17 protein-coding genes are annotated in these 16,278 nt (G+C 57.3%); 7 read left to right on the plus strand and 10 right to left on the minus strand.

Annotated features, from left to right (window positions below; all coding sequences use genetic code 11):
* Nucleotides 1-3: 3 nt before the first annotated feature.
* The 6 genes from flgJ to ACM6I7_RS03025 all read right to left on the minus strand — a co-directional run bounded on the left by flgJ (nt 4) and on the right by ACM6I7_RS03025 (nt 6,673).
* Nucleotides 4-1,290 (minus strand): flagellar assembly peptidoglycan hydrolase FlgJ, encoded by a 1,287-nt coding sequence (gene flgJ, locus ACM6I7_RS03000; protein ID WP_225137948.1) that lies wholly within the window; start codon nt 1,288-1,290, stop codon nt 4-6.
* Nucleotides 1,291-1,301: 11 nt separating this feature from the next.
* The gene (locus tag ACM6I7_RS03005) at nt 1,302-2,390 is read right to left on the minus strand and encodes a flagellar basal body P-ring protein FlgI (protein WP_414887926.1); all 1,089 of its coding nucleotides are present in this window, start codon (nt 2,388-2,390) and stop codon (nt 1,302-1,304) included.
* Nucleotides 2,391-2,417: 27 nt separating this feature from the next.
* Nucleotides 2,418-3,113, minus strand: coding sequence for a flagellar basal body L-ring protein FlgH (gene flgH / locus ACM6I7_RS03010; protein ID WP_027613958.1), 696 nt, complete (start codon nt 3,111-3,113; stop codon nt 2,418-2,420).
* A 52-nt stretch (nt 3,114-3,165) separates the two neighbouring features.
* A complete protein-coding gene (gene flgG, locus ACM6I7_RS03015; RefSeq protein ID WP_003222804.1) occupies nt 3,166-3,951 on the minus strand; it encodes a flagellar basal-body rod protein FlgG in 786 nt (261 codons plus the stop codon).
* A gap of 45 nt (nt 3,952-3,996) precedes the next feature.
* On the minus strand, nt 3,997-4,737 hold the full coding sequence (locus ACM6I7_RS03020) for a flagellar basal body rod protein FlgF (RefSeq protein WP_007965507.1): 741 nt from the start codon (nt 4,735-4,737) through the stop codon (nt 3,997-3,999).
* 373 nt (nt 4,738-5,110) lie between these two features.
* Nucleotides 5,111-6,673: a sigma-54-dependent transcriptional regulator gene (locus ACM6I7_RS03025; protein WP_285374061.1), complete on the minus strand. Its 1,563-nt coding sequence runs from the start codon at nt 6,671-6,673 to the stop codon at nt 5,111-5,113.
* A 383-nt stretch (nt 6,674-7,056) separates the two neighbouring features.
* On the opposite strand from ACM6I7_RS03025, the gene phhA reads away from it, so the two are divergent.
* The 6 genes from phhA to ACM6I7_RS03055 all read left to right on the plus strand — a co-directional run bounded on the left by phhA (nt 7,057) and on the right by ACM6I7_RS03055 (nt 11,472).
* Nucleotides 7,057-7,848: a phenylalanine 4-monooxygenase gene (phhA, locus tag ACM6I7_RS03030; RefSeq protein WP_414887928.1), complete on the plus strand. Its 792-nt coding sequence runs from the start codon at nt 7,057-7,059 to the stop codon at nt 7,846-7,848.
* A 119-nt stretch (nt 7,849-7,967) separates the two neighbouring features.
* Nucleotides 7,968-8,324, plus strand: coding sequence for a 4a-hydroxytetrahydrobiopterin dehydratase (locus ACM6I7_RS03035; protein ID WP_003222798.1), 357 nt, complete (start codon nt 7,968-7,970; stop codon nt 8,322-8,324).
* Nucleotides 8,324-9,517, plus strand: coding sequence for an amino acid aminotransferase (locus tag ACM6I7_RS03040; protein WP_333988232.1), 1,194 nt, complete (start codon nt 8,324-8,326; stop codon nt 9,515-9,517). The genes ACM6I7_RS03035 and ACM6I7_RS03040 overlap by 1 nt, the downstream gene beginning before the upstream one ends.
* Nucleotides 9,518-9,785: 268 nt before the next feature.
* Complete coding sequence (locus tag ACM6I7_RS03045; protein WP_256214475.1) at nt 9,786-9,917, plus strand: hypothetical protein; 132 nt, start codon at nt 9,786-9,788, stop codon at nt 9,915-9,917.
* Nucleotides 9,918-9,986: 69 nt separating this feature from the next.
* Entirely contained in the window at nt 9,987-10,169 is a 183-nt protein-coding gene (locus ACM6I7_RS03050) for a hypothetical protein (protein WP_025113527.1), read from the plus strand.
* Nucleotides 10,170-10,272: 103 nt separating this feature from the next.
* On the plus strand, nt 10,273-11,472 hold the full coding sequence (locus ACM6I7_RS03055) for an MFS transporter (protein ID WP_414887929.1): 1,200 nt from the start codon (nt 10,273-10,275) through the stop codon (nt 11,470-11,472).
* A gap of 62 nt (nt 11,473-11,534) precedes the next feature.
* On the opposite strand, the gene ACM6I7_RS03060 is transcribed toward ACM6I7_RS03055, so the two are convergent.
* Together ACM6I7_RS03060 and arfB are read right to left on the minus strand one after the other, a co-directional pair.
* The gene (locus ACM6I7_RS03060; RefSeq protein ID WP_414887930.1) at nt 11,535-12,827 is read right to left on the minus strand and encodes a hypothetical protein; all 1,293 of its coding nucleotides are present in this window, start codon (nt 12,825-12,827) and stop codon (nt 11,535-11,537) included.
* Nucleotides 12,828-13,027: 200 nt separating this feature from the next.
* Nucleotides 13,028-13,441 (minus strand): alternative ribosome rescue aminoacyl-tRNA hydrolase ArfB, encoded by a 414-nt coding sequence (arfB, locus tag ACM6I7_RS03065; RefSeq protein ID WP_027613963.1) that lies wholly within the window; start codon nt 13,439-13,441, stop codon nt 13,028-13,030.
* A 146-nt stretch (nt 13,442-13,587) separates the two neighbouring features.
* Here arfB and queC point away from each other — a divergent pair, with 146 nt between their 5' ends.
* Nucleotides 13,588-14,286 carry a 7-cyano-7-deazaguanine synthase QueC gene (gene queC, locus ACM6I7_RS03070; RefSeq protein WP_098967794.1) on the plus strand — a complete coding sequence of 233 codons (699 nt, stop codon included), beginning with the start codon at nt 13,588-13,590 and terminating at the stop codon, nt 14,284-14,286.
* A gap of 62 nt (nt 14,287-14,348) precedes the next feature.
* Here the strand turns inward: queC and ACM6I7_RS03075 are convergent, their stop codons facing one another.
* Together ACM6I7_RS03075 and ACM6I7_RS03080 are read right to left on the minus strand one after the other, a co-directional pair.
* Nucleotides 14,349-15,224, minus strand: coding sequence for a queuosine precursor transporter (locus ACM6I7_RS03075; RefSeq protein WP_150367971.1), 876 nt, complete (start codon nt 15,222-15,224; stop codon nt 14,349-14,351).
* Nucleotides 15,208-15,813 carry a helix-turn-helix transcriptional regulator gene (locus ACM6I7_RS03080; protein ID WP_027613966.1) on the minus strand — a complete coding sequence of 202 codons (606 nt, stop codon included), beginning with the start codon at nt 15,811-15,813 and terminating at the stop codon, nt 15,208-15,210. The genes ACM6I7_RS03075 and ACM6I7_RS03080 overlap by 17 nt, the downstream gene beginning before the upstream one ends.
* Nucleotides 15,814-16,278 lie beyond the last annotated feature (465 nt).

Genomic DNA, 16,278 nt, shown 5'->3' on the forward strand with positions numbered 1-16,278 from the left:
TGTTTATAGAGGCGTCGTTGAAACGCCGGCCGCAGCGTAGTTTTCGAAACTGTTCATCTGCTTGGCTATCTGCGAAATCTTCGTCGCGTAGTTCGGGTCGGTCGCGTAACCGGCCTTTTGCAACTCGCGTACAAACTGTTCTGGGTTATCGGCCGACTTCACCACATCTTGATAGCGATTATTGGTCTGCAGCAAAGTCACCAGATCGTGGAAACTGTCCTTGTACGAGGCATAGGAACGGAACTGCGCCGTCTCCTTGACCATCTGCCCGTTACGGAACTCGCTGGTGATCGCTCGGGCCGAATCGCCGGTCCAGTTGCTGCTGGCCTTGATGCCGAACAGGTTGTGACTGCTGCTGCCATCCTGGGCACGCATGACCGATTTGCCCCAGCCGGTTTCCAGTGCGGCTTGCGCCACCAGATAACGCGGATCGACGCCAATACGCGCGGCGGCTTCTTTGGCCATCGGCAGCATGGTGTTGACGAATTCGTCGGCGGAGCTGAAAGCGCGCTTGGCCGGCGCCAGCGGAATCTGCGCCATCGCCCGACCGTAAATCTGCATCTGCCCGCCGGACGCCTTGGCGTCTTCGGCACGGGTCAGCCAGTCGCCGTTGTACAGCGGGCCGGCGCCGGTGGCGGCCGTGGTCACGGCACGTTGTGGCAAGGCATTGGTGGCGGTCGGCGTGGCGGACGGCACCAGACCGGCGAGCAAACGATCGGCCAGTTTCGGCGGCAGCGCCAGGCGACGTTTGTTGATCATTGCCATGTCATTGCTGTGCGAGGCTTCGGTAGTAGCCACACGCCCGGAACGCGAGGCCCACAACGGACGCTCGCCATTGAGCCGCGATAACGGCCCATTGGTGGCGGTGGTGCCGGCGGCAATCGGGGTCTGCACCGCAGCGGCTTTCGCCGCCTCTTGCTTGGCGGCGGACGCGGCTGCAGCCTCACCCGGTGCCAGCGGTTTATTCCTCGACATCTGCTTCATCAGCACGTCGGCCAGCCCGATACCGCCGCCCTCGCGGGACAGCGACACCGCCAGTTGCTGGTCGTACATTTCCTGATATTGCTTGGCCGCCGGCGTGTTCATCGGGTTGTCTTTACCCAACGCCTCGGTGGCCGAACGCATCGACTTGAGCATTTCGCCGAGGAACAGCGATTCGAATTCCTGCGCCACCTTGCGCATGTTCGCATCGCTGTTCTTGTCGCCAACCTTGAGCTGGTTCAGACGATTGAGGTCGGAGTACGAACCCGAATCGCCAGTGCCCACCAGACTGCCTTTGCGCATATCCATGGTCGGCGTCCTCAGATCACGATCAGGTCGGCTTGCAACGCGCCGGCCTGCTTCAGTGCTTCGAGAATGGCCATCAGGTCACCCGGTGCCGCGCCAACCTGGTTCACCGCCCGCACGATCTCGTCGAGGGTGGTGCCCGGGCCGAACTTGAACATCGGCTTGGCTTCCTGCTGAGCATTGACCCGCGAACGTGGCACGACGGCCGTCTGCCCATTGGACAGCGGACCCGGCTGGCTGACGATCGGATCTTCGGTGATGGTCACGGTCAGGCTGCCGTGAGTCACGGCGGCCGGCGAAACTTTCACGTTCTGGCCGATGACGATGGTGCCGGTGCGCGAGTTGATGATGACTTTCGCCACCGCCTGACCCGGGTCGACTTCGAGGTTTTCGAGGATCGACAGATAGTCGACGCGCTGGCTCGGATCGAGCGGCGCGGTCACACGGATCGAGCCGCCGTCGATGGCTTGCGCCACGCCAGGGCCGAGCATGTCGTTGATCTTGTCGACGATACGCTTGGCCGTGGTGAAGTCGGAACGGTTGAGGTTCAGCGTCAGGCTGTTGCCCTGGTTGAAACCGCTCGGTACCGAACGCTCCACCGACGCACCACCCGGGATGCGACCGGCCGACGGAACGTTGACGGTGATCTTCGAACCGTCGCGACCTTCGGCATCGAAACCACCGACCACCAGGTTGCCCTGAGCGATGGCGTAGACGTTGCCGTCGATACCCTTGAGCGGGGTCAGCAACAGGGTGCCGCCGCGCAGACTCTTGGAGTTACCGATCGAAGACACGGTGATGTCGACCTGCTGCCCTGGTTTGGCGAACGCCGGCAGATCGGCACTGACCGACACCGCTGCGACGTTTTTCAACTGCACGTTGCCCGATCCCGGCGGCACCTTGATGCCGAACTGCGACAGCATGTTGTTGAAGGTCTGCAGGGTGAACGGGGTTTGCGTCGTCTGGTCGCCGGTACCGTTAAGCCCGACCACCAGGCCGTAACCGATCAACTGGTTGGAACGCACGCCGGAAATGCTGGCGATATCTTTCAGCCGCTCGGCGTGGGCACCAAAGGTTGCGGACAACAGGGCCGCAGCCAGCATGAGGCTCTTGAAATTCAAAGTCGCCACCTAGAAAGGGAACAGCGGGCTGAGGAAGAAACGGTCGAACCAGCCTGGCTGACTCGCATCGGCAAACGAACCGGTGCCCGAGTAGGTGATGCGCGCATCGGCGACACGGGTCGACGACACGGTGTTGTCGGTGGCGATGTCATCGGCACGCACGAGACCTGCGATGCGCACCAGCTCGTCGCCGGTGTTGAGGGTCATCCACTTCTCGCCGCGCACGGCGATGATGCCATTGGGCAGCACGTCGGCCACGGTCACGGTGATCGAACCGGTCAGGGTGTTGCCCTGCGCCGCTTTGCTATCGCCCTTGGTCGCACGGTCGCCGCTGTAGCCGACGTCGAGGCTCAGGTCATTGCCACCCAACGGGTTGTTAGTGGTGCCACTGCCGCCGAACAGCGAAGTCAGGCCGATGCCGGTCTTGCTGTTCTTGGCCACTTGCGAGTTGGCGTTTTTGCTCGCCTGAGTCTTCTCGTTCAGGGTGATGGTGATGATGTCACCGACCCGGAATGCCTTGCGGTCGCTGTACAGGTTCTGCTCGAAGCCGGCCTGATAGATCGAGCCGTTGTTGGCCGCAGACGGCAATGGCGTGCGTGGCAACACCGGAGCGTAATAAGGGTCATTGGGCTTGGGCGTCGGTGCGACGCAGCCCGCGAGCGAGACGACCCCACCCAATGCCAGAACAGATACGAAGCGTTTCATGACCCTACCTCACGGTGTTGCTGGCGACCTCATGGCCGCCCCATAGACTTGATTACAGATTCTGCGTTACGAACGAGAGCATCTGGTCGGCGGTGGAGATCACCTTGGAGTTCATCTCGTAGGCGCGCTGAGTGGTGATCATGTTGACCATCTCTTCAACGGTGCTGACGTTGGAACCTTCCAGGGTGTTCTGCAGCGTGGTACCGAAACCGTTCAGGCCCGGGGTGCCGATTTGCGGCGCGCCGGAAGCAGCGGTTTCCAGGAACAGGTTGTTGCCCACTGCCTGCAGACCGGCCGGGTTGATGAAGTCGGCGGTTTGCAGGTTGCCGATCACCTGAGCGGCCGGGTTGCCTGGCACTGTGATCGACACGGTGCCGTCGGTGCCGACAGTGAAGCTCTGCGCGTTGTTCGGGATGACGATGGCCGGTTCCAGGGCGAAACCGCTGGCGTTGACGATCTGACCGTTGGAGTCGAGGTGGAAAGTACCGTCACGGGTGTAGGACGTGGTGCCGTCCGGCTGCAGGATCTGGAAGAAACCGCGACCGTCGATGGCCATGTCCAGCGGCTGCTCGGTGGTTTGCAGGCTGCCGGCGGTGAAGTTTTTCTGGGTGCCGACGATGCGCACACCGGTACCCAGTTGCAGACCCGACGGCAGTTCGCTGTCCTGGGTCGACTGGGCGCCTGGCTGACGCTTGATCTGATACAGCAGGTCCTGGAACTCGGCACGGTCACGTTTGAAACCCGTGGTCGAGACGTTCGCCAGGTTGTTGGAAATGGTGGTCAGGTTGGTGTCCTGGGCGGACAGACCGGTTTTGGCAACCCATAGAGCCGGAAGCATTCGATTCTCCTCGTGCGCCTGTTTTACGGCGCGACGTTCTGATAATTAGCTGATCTGCAAGACCCGAGCCATGGCCTGGTCGTCGTCTTTGGCGGTGTTCATCATCTTGACGTGCAACTCGAACTGCTTGGCCAGCGCCAGCACCGAGGTCATTTCTTCCACGGCGTTGACGTTGCTCGACTCAAGGAAACCCGACACCAGTTTGACGTTGGCATCGGCCGGCGCCGGCTGGCCATCCTTGGTGTAGATCGAACCGTCGAGGCCCTTGTTGAGGTTCTTGATGTCCGGGTTGACCAGTTTGATCCGGTCGACTTCCGCCATGACGCGCGGGCCTTCGCCCATCGCACGAATACTGATGGTGCCGTCTTCCCCGACTTCGACCTGCTGCTCCGGCGGCACGGCGATCGGACCGCCGTTGCCGAGTACCGGCATGCCGTTGCCGGCGCGCAATACGCCGAGGGCGTCGATGTTCAGGCTGCCGGTGCGCACGTAGCTTTCTCCACCGTTAGGGTTCTGCACGGCAATAAAACCGTTGCCGGTCACGGCGACGTCGAGGTCACGCCCGGTCTGCACCAGCGAACCGGCGGTGAAGTCGGTGGCGGGCCGTTCGCTCATGGCAAACGCACGCGCCGGAAAGCTGTCACCGAACACCGGCATCGAACGCGCCTGCTCCAGGTCGCGCTGAAAACCATTGGTGGAGATGTTCGCCAGGTTGTTGGCATGGGCCTTTTGCGCCAGTGCGTTCTGACTGGCGCCGGTCATTGCCACATAAAGGTACTTGTCCACACTCTTTCCTCTGCATGCCGGACGTTTGCCGCCCACCGCTGTACTGCTGAGCCATAAGCAATTTGCAGACCAACTTTTTTCTGGCGGCTTGCGGCCCGGTAAACAAAGGACTTGCGGGGTTTTGCGGGGAAATTGGAAATGTATCGAAGTCGAAAAACCGGCGGTGTTATGCCGCTGGGCGGCAATCCCGATTGTTGCAGATGGAAAAAGAACCTGTGGTGAGGGGATTTATCCCCGATGGGCTGCGCAGCAGCCCAATCCATCCATTGATGGTGTATCGGATGGACCGCATTTGCCGGGTTTGGGGCGGCTTCGCCACCCATCGGCGATAAATCCCCTCACCACAAAAGCTCTTTTCACCACAGTGTTGCTGTTAAATCTCGGGGTCTTTACCGACCTCATACTCACGCAACTTATTAGCAATGGTGGTATGCGAAACCCCCAACCGCTTACCCAGTTGCCGACTGCTCGGGTGTTCGGAGTACAGCCGCTCCAGTACGGCTTTCTCAAAACGCCCGACGATCTCGTCCAGCCCACCCTCCAGCGAGAAATCGCCAAGCGGCTGACGCACGCCGTAATCCGGCAGGCGGATGTGTTCGACCTTGACCGTGCCGCCCTCGCACAGTGAAACCGCCTGGAACAGCACGTTCTCCAGCTGCCGCACGTTGCCCGGCCAGTGATAATGACTGAGGCGATCCATCGCCGCCGGCGCCAGTTTCGGCAGCGAGCAACCGATCTGGCGGCTGGCCTGATCGAGGAAGTGCTCGACCAGCGGGGTCAAACCGTCGAGGCATTCGCGCAGCGGCGGGATGTGCAGCGACAACACGTTCAAGCGGTGATACAGATCCTGACGAAACTCGCCGCGAGCGCACAGCTCGGACAAGTCGACCTGGGTCGCGCAGATCACCCGCACGTCCAGATACACCTCTTCATCACTGCCGACCCGGCGGAAGCAGCCGTCCTGCAGAAAGCGCAGCAACTTCACCTGTAAGCGCGGGCTCATTTCGCCGACGCCATCAAGGAACAGCGTGCCGCCCGCCGTCAGTTCCAGCAGACCAAGCTTGCCTTCGGCGCGCGCCCCTTCGAACGCGCCGGGGCCGTAGCCAAACAGTTCGGTCTCGGCCATCGACTCTGGCAGCCCTGCACAGTTGAGCGCCATCAGCGGCGACTGCCCACGCGGACTGGCGAGGTGACAGGCACGGGCCAGCAACTCTTTACCGGTGCCGGTTTCGCCTTCGATCAATAGCGGCGCATCCAGCGGCGCCATGCGCCGCGCTTCACGCACGACAGCGGCCATCACTTTCGAGCTCTGGAAGATACTGTCGAAGCCACGCAATTCCTGTTTGCGCACGTTATAGATGCGCTCACCTACGCGGTCGGCGCGGTGCAAGGTCAGTACCGCACCGGCCATGGCTTCGCTGTCGTCGTGCTCCGATTGCAGCGGCGCGATGTCGGCGAGAAAGATGTCGCCCCTGACCTTGACGCGCATGCCGTTGATTCGCGATTTGTTGGCGCGCACCAGTTCCGGCAGGTCGAAATCCTCGGCATAGCGCGACAGCGGAATCCCCGGCACTTCATCCACGCGCACTCCGAGCAACTGCGCCGCCGCGCGGTTGGCCGCAACGATCGAGCCGCCCATGTCGATCGACAGCACCGGAAATTCCAGCGCACCGAGCAACGCGTTCAACTCCATGTGCCGACGCTCGCTGGGCATCAGCCCGACGCGTTTGACCCCAAACACCCCGGCAATCGCCTCGAACTTCGGCCGCAGCGCCTGGAACTGGATGTTGATCAGGTTCGGACAGTGCAGATAGATCGCGTTGCCGTGCTCGCCGCCGACCTCGCCGCGTGCAACGTTGATCCCGTACTCCACCAGCAGGTTGAGGATGTCGCGCAGGATGCCGATGCGGTTTTGGCAGTGGACTTTGATACGCATATAAAGAGGCCCGACGAGGATGAGGGGTTAAACACAATCCCTGTGGGAGCGGGCTTGCTCGCGAAGGCGGTGTGTCAGCTGAATGAATGGTGACTGACACACCGCCTTCGCGAGCAAGCCCGCTCCCACAGGGATAGCGCCCCGACTTTTCTGTCGAGGCGCGCAGATAGTTGTCAAGATTATGTGACAGCCACAGCCCTTTTCAAACCTGCAAATCACTGCAAATGCGCGATATCAGCCAAAGCGTAACGATTTTTTTACGAAATGCAGTGGTTGTTCCTACTAGGAACGCACTCAACCTGCTGCATCACGCCGCACTCTCGGGTAATTCTCAGTCCATCGCTGGACATAACAAGAACGAATTCCCCTAGCAGGAGAGCAGTATGAAGCAGACGCAATACGTGGCCCGCGAGCCCGATGCGCAAGGTTTTATCGACTACCCCGCCGAAGAGCATGCGGTGTGGAACACGCTGATCACCCGCCAGTTGAAAGTGATCGAGGGTCGGGGGTGCCAGGAGTACCTGGACGGTATCGAAAAACTCGGTCTGCCCCACGACCGCATTCCGCAGCTGGGCGAGATCAACAAGGTGCTCGGTGAGACCACCGGTTGGCAGGTTGCCCGCGTCCCGGCACTGATCCCCTTCCAGACCTTCTTCGAATTGCTCGCCAGCAAACAGTTTCCGGTGGCCACGTTCATTCGTACCCGCGAAGAACTGGACTACCTGCAAGAGCCGGACATTTTCCACGAGATTTTCGGCCACTGCCCGCTGCTGACCAACCCATGGTTCGCCGAATTCACCCACACCTACGGCAAGCTCGGCCTGCAGGCCACCAAGGAAGAGCGCGTGTATCTGGCGCGCCTGTACTGGATGACCATCGAGTTCGGCCTGGTCGACACCCCGCAAGGCCAACGCATCTATGGCGGCGGCATCCTGTCCTCGCCGAAGGAAACCGTTTACTCGCTGTCGGACGAACCCGAGCATCAGGCCTTCGATCCGCTGGAAGCCATGCGCACACCGTATCGCATCGACATCCTGCAGCCGCTGTATTTTGTCCTGCCGAACCTCAAGCGCCTGTTCGACGTCGCCCATGAAGACATCATGGCCATGGTTCGCCAAGGCATGCAGCTGGGGTTGCACGCACCGAAGTTTCCGCCAAAACCGAAAGCCGCGTGATCCGCGTCTTTTGCTGACAATTGAGTCTGTCAGTCGCCGTCACTTTGTTTTAGCGTGACGGCATTGACGGGCCGATAGCTTCTATAAAAAAAAACACACTCGATTTCAGGAATCACACCATGTCCACTTTGAACCAAGCCCACTGCGAAGCCTGCCGTGCCGATGCGCCACAAGTCAGCGACGAAGAACTGCCGATCCTGATCAAGCAGATCCCGGACTGGAACATCGAAGTACGCGACAGCATCATGCAGTTGGAGAAAGTTTTCCTGTTCAAGAACTTCAAGCATGCTCTGGCGTTCACCAACGCCGTCGGCGAGATCTCCGAGGCCGAAGGGCACCACCCGGGTCTGCTGACCGAGTGGGGCAAAGTCACCGTGACCTGGTGGAGCCACTCGATCAAAGGCCTGCACCGCAACGACTTCATCATGGCCGCGCGCACTGACGAAGTAGCCAAGACCGCAGAAGGACGCAAGTAATGCACTTTGACGCCATCGGCCGGGTACCCGGCGACCCGATCCTCGGTTTGATGGAGGCCTATGCGCAGGACACTAACCCGCGCAAATTCGACCTCGGCGTTGGCGTCTACAAGGATGCCCAGGGCCTGACGCCGATCCCCGAAGCGGTGAAAATCGCCGAGGCGCAACTGGTCGAAAGCCAGGACACCAAGACCTACATCGGCGGGCACGGCAATCCGCTGTTCGGCAAAGTCATCAATGAACTGGTGCTTGGCGCCGACTCGAAGCTGATCGCCGAACAGCGCGCCGGCGCCACCCAGACTCCTGGCGGCACCGGTGCCCTGCGTCTGGCGGCCGACTTCATCGCCCAGTGCCTGCCGGGCAAAGGCGTGTGGCTGAGCAACCCGACCTGGCCGATCCACGAAACGATTTTCGCCGCCGCCGGGGTCAAGGTCAGTCACTACCCGTACGTGGGCAGCGACAACCGCCTCGACGTCGATGCGATGCTCGCCGCACTCAACGAAGTGCCGCAAGGCGACGTGGTGCTGCTGCATGCCTGCTGCCACAACCCGACCGGTTTCGACCTGAACCATGACGACTGGCAGCGTGTGCTCGACGTGGTGCGCCGCCGTGACCTGCTGCCGCTGATCGACTTTGCCTACCAGGGCTTTGGCGATGGGCTGGAGCAGGACGCATGGTCGACCCGACTGTTCGCCGCCGAAGTGCCCGAGCTGCTGATCACCAGTTCCTGCTCAAAGAACTTCGGCCTCTACCGCGACCGTACCGGCGCGCTGATTGTCTGCGCGAAAACCGCCGACAAGCTGATCGACATCCGCAGCCAACTGGCCAACATCGCCCGCAACCTGTGGTCGACGCCACCGGATCACGGCGCGGCCGTGGTGGCGACCATCCTCGCCGACCCTGAGCTGAAAGCGCGCTGGGCCGATGAAGTGGAAGCCATGCGTTTGCGCATCGCCCAATTGCGCAGCGGTCTGGTCGAAGCACTGGAACCACACGGTCTGCGCGAGCGCTTTGCGCACATTGGCGTGCAACGCGGAATGTTCTCCTACACCGGGCTGTCGCCGGAGCAGGTCAAACAACTGCGTGAGCAGCACAGCGTGTACATGGTCAGCTCGGGTCGGGCCAACGTCGCCGGGATCGACGCCACGCGCCTGGCATTGCTGGCCGAGGCCATCGCCAACGCCTGCAAATAACCCCGCAATCCCCCTGTAGGAGTGAGCCTGCTCGCGATAGCGGCGTATCAGCCAGCATATGAGTTGACTGACACACCGCCATCGCGAGCAGGCTCACTCCTACAGTTGTTTTTGCGGCGACCTTTGTTATCGCGCCCCCCCTGCGGCCATCTGTCGCATTATTTTCAATTAAAAGTCTGATTGTCATTTTTCCTGCTGTATCCTGCGCAGGCTTTCAAGAAGCGCGGATCTACCAGATCTATCAACAGACTTAGCGAGGAGCGCAACCATGCACGAGATTCCTAATCTCCCCTTCCCAAGCCTGCACGTACCTGAGCAGACGACCACGCAACAAGCCGGTGCCCAACAGCCCGAGCCGAAAGAAGCCGTTGAGAGCCGCCAGGCCGACAGCGAAGAGTAAAACCCGCCGTACAGACCGTGTGGAAAGCGCTAAGATGCGCTTTCCACACTGCCTGAAACCGAGCCCGCCATGACCGACGAATTCTCTGAAAGCCAAGCCGCCGTCCTGATCGGCGCCACCGAGAAAATGATCGAGATCTGGAACCGCCTCTCCCCGGAAAAACAGGCCGCCCTGCTCGCCCGTTTCGGCAGCGAAGAAAACGCCCTCGCCGCCCTCGTCACCACACAACTGGTCGCCCCGGCCAAGTCATGAATCTGCCCTGCGGCAAATAGTTTTACTTTTCCCCGCCCCTGACTCGTTCGCGCCGGTATCATAAGCAGCCTATCTAATTCTGCTTTGCCGTGGATCGTTTCTCATGTCGTCCTCTATGCCACAACCCCAGCGCCCCCTGGCGGTCACGCTGCAAGTCGTGTCCATCGTCCTCTTCACCTTTATCGGCTACCTGAACATCGGCATTCCGCTCGCCGTGCTGCCGGGTTACGTCCACAGTGACCTGGGTTTCGGCGCGGTGATCGCCGGGCTGGTGATCAGCGTGCAATACCTCGCCACCCTGCTCAGCCGTCCGTACGCCGGTAAGATCATCGACAACCAGGGCAGCAAGCGCGCGGTGATGATTGGGTTGGCCGGTTGTGGCTTGAGTGGCGTGTTCATGCTGATTTCGGCGTGGACACCGAACTTGCCGATGCTCAGCCTGATCAGCCTGTTGATCGGGCGTCTGGTGCTGGGCAGCGCGGAAAGTCTGGTGGGCTCCGGCTCTATCGGCTGGGGCATCGGCCGCGTTGGTGCGGCGAACACCGCCAAAGTGATCTCGTGGAACGGCATCGCCAGTTACGGCGCGCTGGCGGTCGGCGCGCCGTTCGGGGTGTGGCTGGTCGGTCAGTTGGGATTGTGGAGCATGGGCGTCAGCATCATTCTGCTGGCAGTGCTGGGACTGCTGCTGGCGTGGCCGAAAACCGCGGCGCCGATTGTCGCCGGTGAGCGCTTACCGTTCATGCATGTGCTCGGTCGCGTGTTCCCCCACGGCTGCGGCCTGGCGCTAGGCTCGATTGGTTTCGGCACCATCGCCACCTTCATCACCCTGTATTACGCCACCCGGCACTGGGACAACGCAGTGCTGTGCCTGAGCCTGTTCGGCGCCAGCTTCATCGGCGCGCGACTGCTGTTCGGCAACCTGATCAACCGCCTCGGCGGCTTCCGCGTAGCGATCGCCTGCCTCTCGGTGGAAACCCTCGGCCTGTTGCTGCTGTGGCTGGCACCGGATGCACATTGGGCGCTGGCCGGGGCGGCGTTGAGCGGCTTCGGTTTCTCGCTGGTGTTCCCGGCGCTGGGCGTGGAGGCGGTGAATCTGGTGCCGGCCTCCAGCCGTGGCGCGGCGGTCGGCGCGTACTCGCTGTTCATCGACTTGTCGCTGGGGATCACCGGACCATTGGCGGGGGCGATTGCGGCGGGCTTCGGTTTTGCTTCGATCTTTCTGTTTGCCGCCATTGCCTCACTGAGCGGCCTGATGCTGAGTGTGTATTTGTACCGCATTAAACCAAAACACCACTTTCATTGATCGCCCAATATTGGCCATTCATTGGTTCCGAATGGCCAATGCACAACCGCGGCTTTTATAAGCTATCCATGCAAACGGAAAATGGCGAAGCTACCGTTTTCTCTATTTTTACTGGATACAAACACAATTTTTCGATCTTCCTGGACCGCGAGATCGTGAATAATCTGGTCTTTTGGAAATACAACCTTTCCAACATTACCAAACCCCTCGTCCCAACCCATGTCTTGTTCAAGACTGGCAATAAATGCCTGACTATCCGACCCGCCACGCAAATAAGCATAACCTGCTACCACAACGGTTGATTTCAAATTATAGAGTACTGCTTTCGTCATATAGATATCGCTGAAATCATCACTGATAAATCTTCCCCATCCTTGTTTGCCAAAAAGGTCATCTTCCTCACCATTCGACCCACGACGTTGAAGCTGGAGAAACAGATACTGCGGAACTCCATTATCCGAAGTACCTACAATATAAAACTTATCGTCACGTTTCAGAATCACATTTTTAACCGAAGGTACTCCATCATAATAACCTCCGGCCCCAAAACTGGAGTCAAGATCACCACGGGCATCATACCGGCCAACAAACCAACGTTTATCACGCAGACCGTCTGACGCGGCGACAACATAACCATTCCCTTGGCGAAACATATCCTGTCCTATGACTAAAACAGATGGACCTCGAGAAACCAATCGGTACCCGCCATTACCGAACGTTTCGTCCAACCCACCATTATTTTTTAACTTGACCACAAACGCCCTATCGAAAAATCCTCTGTCGTCAAGCGTGGTCAGAAGCAAAACTCCGCCATCGTCCAACAATTCCATAGTTCCGTGGTAGTCGCGGCCTTTATCCGCCAGAGGTTGCTTCATCTTTGGAACATCTAAACTTGCAGGAACAACCTCTTTCAGATCCAGACTCCACAACATGACGCCTTCGCTGCCAAACCCTTCATCAAGTTTCCCATTCAAATCGAATCGAGCCAGGCCCGTAGCACGATTAAAGCCGTCTTTACGAGCGAAGAACCCCAACACATACTTGCCATGAACACTATCAAACTTCACGCTATAGGGCTGCGGCAAATCCCACCCAGGAAAAAACTCCGAGAGTTTAAAAAAAACACTACCCGCTTTTCCGAAACTCTCGTCGATACCTCCTTCCTCATCAAGCATGCACAGGTAAATCTCTTGCCGCTCCTCGTCAGTTGCTGCGCAAAGAATCCTGTTCGGTTCTGAGAGAAGAGTGACGACCCGAGGTTGAAGCCTCTGACCTTGTTCTCCGTATAAAACGACCTCACTGCGCACACCAAAATCAGTATCGGGAGTACCACGCACAACATTTAAGTTATTCATTTACTTTTGCTCAATCAATGAAAAGAGAGCTCAGTAAACGTGTAACAGCAATCCGGCACACCTGTCAGATATGACAGTCATGTAGACCAATTAGTTATAAAAGAGTCGTTCAATGTCCGGAAATTGATTTAAGTTGAGAGGTGCGTAATGGATACAATGCCCGCTCCGGATGAAATGGAACAACTCCATGACACCAACCCTTAAAAATCCACCTTGCCGCGCCCGGCCTTGATGCTGCCGCGCTTGGTCTTGGATTCGAGCCGGCGCTTCTTCGAGCCGAGGGTCGGCTTGGTCGGGCGGCGCTTCTTTTCGACCTTGGTGGCGCTGAGGATCAACTCGGTCAGACGCTCCAGCGCATCGGCACGGTTGGCTTCCTGCGTGCGGTATTGCTGAGCCTTGATGATCAGCACGCCATCGCTGGTGATGCGACTGTCACGCAGCGCCAGCAGTCGCTCCTTGTAGAACTCGGGCAAGGACGAGGCCGGAATGTCGAAGCGCAGGTGCACGGCGCTGGAGACCTTGTTGACGTTCTGCCCACCGGCGCCTTGCGCGCGGATGTACGTCAGTTCGATCTCGGCATCCGGCAGATGCACGTTGTTGGAAATCACCAGCATGGAAAAAAGTCCGAATTCAGAGCGTGCAGGATACCGCGATTAACCACAAAGCAGGCCTCCTGCGGCCATGCGCAACTTCTTGCATCAATCGTTTCGCGTTATGATCCCCAGCGAAAATTTACCAGTTCAATGCAGGAAGCATAAGCATGAGCAATAAAGCAGTTATCGTTTTTAGTGGCGGACAGGACTCGACGACCTGTCTGATCCATGCACTGAGCCACTATGACGAAATTCATTGCATCACGTTTGACTATGGTCAGCGTCATCGCGCGGAAATCGAAGTCGCGCAGCAACTGGCCAAACAGCTCGGCGTGACCGTGCATAAAGTGATGGATGTATCTTTGCTGAATGAGCTGGCCATCAGCAGCCTGACTCGCGACAACATCCCGGTTCCGACGGTTAATAGTTCTGGCGAAAGTCTGCCAAGCACCTTTGTGCCGGGAAGAAACATCCTGTTTTTGACCCTCGCCTCTATTTACGCCTATCAGGTACAAGCCAGAACGGTCATCACCGGGGTTTGCGAAACAGACTTCTCGGGCTATCCGGATTGCCGGGACGAGTTCGTCAAGGCACTGAACAAAGCCCTTGAGCTGGGCATGGATTACCCATTGAAACTTGATACTCCGCTGATGTGGCTGAACAAGGCGGAAACCTGGGCATTGGCCGATCATTACCATCAGCTTGATTTGGTTCGCCACCAGACACTGACCTGCTACAACGGCATAACCGGTAGCGGATGTGCAAATTGCGACGCTTGCAATCTTCGCGCAAAAGGCCTCAATGAGTTTCTGGAAAACAAGGATGAGGTGATGAACAGCTTGAAAACGAAGCTGAATCTGCAATAAAGCACCCAGCATATAAAAATGCGCTCACTTGAAAATTTCGAGTGAGCGCATTATTTAATCCATCAAGCCTGACTACCCGTCAGATACCTCTTGAACAATGACCTGGCACCGTATGCCGGCATGATATTGAAGAACGCAAAACCGACCTTTATCGCGATCTGGACGTAAATCATGCTGAGTATCGCGCTGTTCTCCATCGTCCCGTAAAAGGCGATGTAGCAGAAAAGAAAACTGTCGATTATCACCGCAAACAAAGTACTCAGAAACACCCGCAAGAAGAGAAATCGGGAGTTGGTCAGTTCTTTGATTTTGCACAACAGATAAGAGTTTATATTTTCCGACACCAGAAACGATATAGACGAAGCTACCAGCACCGACGACAACTGACTGATCACATCATTGTAAGGCCCGTCGAGTTTCCACCCGGGTAGCCCGGGAAGGTACGTAGTCATGGCCAGCAAAATGATAATGGCCGCATTACTGATGAACGCGAAGAGTATCGCCTTGCGCGCCAACCGGAGGCCGAAGGTTTCATTCAGCAAGTCAACGATCAAAAACGTCAGCGGATACAGGAAAGTACCCGGTGTTACGACAATATCAAAATATTCCAGATAGATAGGCTTGGTCGCCGCAATGCTGGTAAAAATATAAAGCGTGAACAGCATCAGGTTCAGAATGATATAAATCATCCAGGAACTCTCGTGGCGATCATTTATTTCATAAGCGGTAAGCGACCCTCCCTGGGAGTAGAATTTCTTGTACAGATTCTTTACTTCTATCTTGTTCAGATTATCCATAATCTCACTATTCAACACTTCACTCAGCTTTATTTTAATTATCTTGCCTGTCGCAATGACCATGATCACCGCCAGGCTTTTTCCGTTTTCGAACCCCAACAGCTTATATTTGGTATTTTCCCTTTCAACGCTGCAATCCATTAAATCGTTCCTCGATTATATCCCCGACAACACAAACACTCTCCAGCGCAAGATCAACTTCAGTTGTTATGAATAACCTTTTACTGACCTTGTCATACACCAGTTTTTCCTTGTCGATGCTTGCCGCGCCTTTCTGCACGATCAGCAGGTCGCCCGGTTCATTCATGCCACTGACTTCATTTTCCAGCAGGACGCCTATCAAATTGAAGGACGTTCCAAAATAGTAAGTCAGTGGAAAAATCGTCGCCAACTCGCCGATTCGCTTATCCAGATTCTGCAGAAGCAGACTTTCCTTGATGACAGGCACTGCCGCCGGGTTCATGTTGCCCTGCGGCGAGATGCTGCTGTCGATGATTTCCTTTTCTTCAAACGAGATCGTCTCTATCTCTTCGTAGGACACTCCGAAAAAGTCGGAAATCTTGCGCACAGTGGACTGCTGTACGTTGACCACTTTACCTTCAAGAATGTTGTAGATCGTGGTTCGGGTCAGTCCACTGGAATTACATAACGACAGCTGCGTTTCCCCGCGACTCTTTATCAGGTACTTGATATTGTTCTTCAGATTCTCCGATCGTTCTCTTCTGTGCATGGAATGCTTACCGTCTTTTATAAAGGCAATTTGGAAATACCCCTCGAATCATCATTCAGGGACTCAACAGGCCCACTAGGAAATAGTTATACGGGTATTAGAGCCGCGGCAGATCATAGCATTCCCCCTCCCTGATTTCGGCATAAACATAGTGTGAACAACACCGCTGGTGTGAACCAGAAAGAACAATTCGAATTCTGTACTGACCCGTCAGTTCTGCTTATCGGGCAGCAGAATCTCGTGAATAGCGATCCTTCCCGCCTGCAGTTTTACACCCTGAGGCCCGGAGAAAAGAATCATTTTATTTGAACAATGTTCATTTTTCTGATTAATTTTCTGGTGTTCCGCCGTGAAAAACCTATGATGCGTCGGGCAGACCGGACTGTCGGCAGCGACCGCAGTCAACAGAAAACGGGCCGGCGATACAGAGATTAGTTTGCGCGCAGTGCCGCGAAAACAAGGAAT

This window comes from Pseudomonas sp. IT-93MI4, from assembly GCF_949767635.1.
Classification (GTDB): Bacteria; Pseudomonadota; Gammaproteobacteria; order Pseudomonadales; family Pseudomonadaceae; genus Aquipseudomonas; species Aquipseudomonas putida_A.

Bases quoted from the DNA above. Each gene is read 5' to 3' on its own strand.
- flgJ (WP_225137948.1), bottom strand. From the start codon at position 1,290: ATGGATATGCGCAAAGGCAGTCTGGTGGGCACTGGCGATTCGGGTTCG.
- ACM6I7_RS03005 (WP_414887926.1), bottom strand. From the start codon at position 2,390: ATGCTGGCTGCGGCCCTGTTGTCCGCAACCTTTGGTGCCCACGCCGAG.
- flgH (WP_027613958.1), bottom strand. From the start codon at position 3,113: ATGAAACGCTTCGTATCTGTTCTGGCATTGGGTGGGGTCGTCTCGCTC.
- flgG (WP_003222804.1), bottom strand. From the start codon at position 3,951: ATGCTTCCGGCTCTATGGGTTGCCAAAACCGGTCTGTCCGCCCAGGAC.
- ACM6I7_RS03025 (WP_285374061.1), bottom strand. From the start codon at position 6,673: ATGCGTATCAAAGTCCACTGCCAAAACCGCATCGGCATCCTGCGCGAC.
- phhA (WP_414887928.1), top strand. From the start codon at position 7,057: ATGAAGCAGACGCAATACGTGGCCCGCGAGCCCGATGCGCAAGGTTTT.
- ACM6I7_RS03035 (WP_003222798.1), top strand. From the start codon at position 7,968: ATGTCCACTTTGAACCAAGCCCACTGCGAAGCCTGCCGTGCCGATGCG.
- ACM6I7_RS03040 (WP_333988232.1), top strand. From the start codon at position 8,324: ATGCACTTTGACGCCATCGGCCGGGTACCCGGCGACCCGATCCTCGGT.
- ACM6I7_RS03045 (WP_256214475.1), top strand. From the start codon at position 9,786: ATGCACGAGATTCCTAATCTCCCCTTCCCAAGCCTGCACGTACCTGAG.
- ACM6I7_RS03050 (WP_025113527.1), top strand. From the start codon at position 9,987: ATGACCGACGAATTCTCTGAAAGCCAAGCCGCCGTCCTGATCGGCGCC.
- ACM6I7_RS03055 (WP_414887929.1), top strand. From the start codon at position 10,273: ATGTCGTCCTCTATGCCACAACCCCAGCGCCCCCTGGCGGTCACGCTG.
- ACM6I7_RS03060 (WP_414887930.1), bottom strand. From the start codon at position 12,827: ATGAATAACTTAAATGTTGTGCGTGGTACTCCCGATACTGATTTTGGT.
- arfB (WP_027613963.1), bottom strand. From the start codon at position 13,441: ATGCTGGTGATTTCCAACAACGTGCATCTGCCGGATGCCGAGATCGAA.
- queC (WP_098967794.1), top strand. From the start codon at position 13,588: ATGAGCAATAAAGCAGTTATCGTTTTTAGTGGCGGACAGGACTCGACG.
- ACM6I7_RS03075 (WP_150367971.1), bottom strand. From the start codon at position 15,224: ATGGATTGCAGCGTTGAAAGGGAAAATACCAAATATAAGCTGTTGGGG.
- ACM6I7_RS03080 (WP_027613966.1), bottom strand. From the start codon at position 15,813: ATGCACAGAAGAGAACGATCGGAGAATCTGAAGAACAATATCAAGTAC.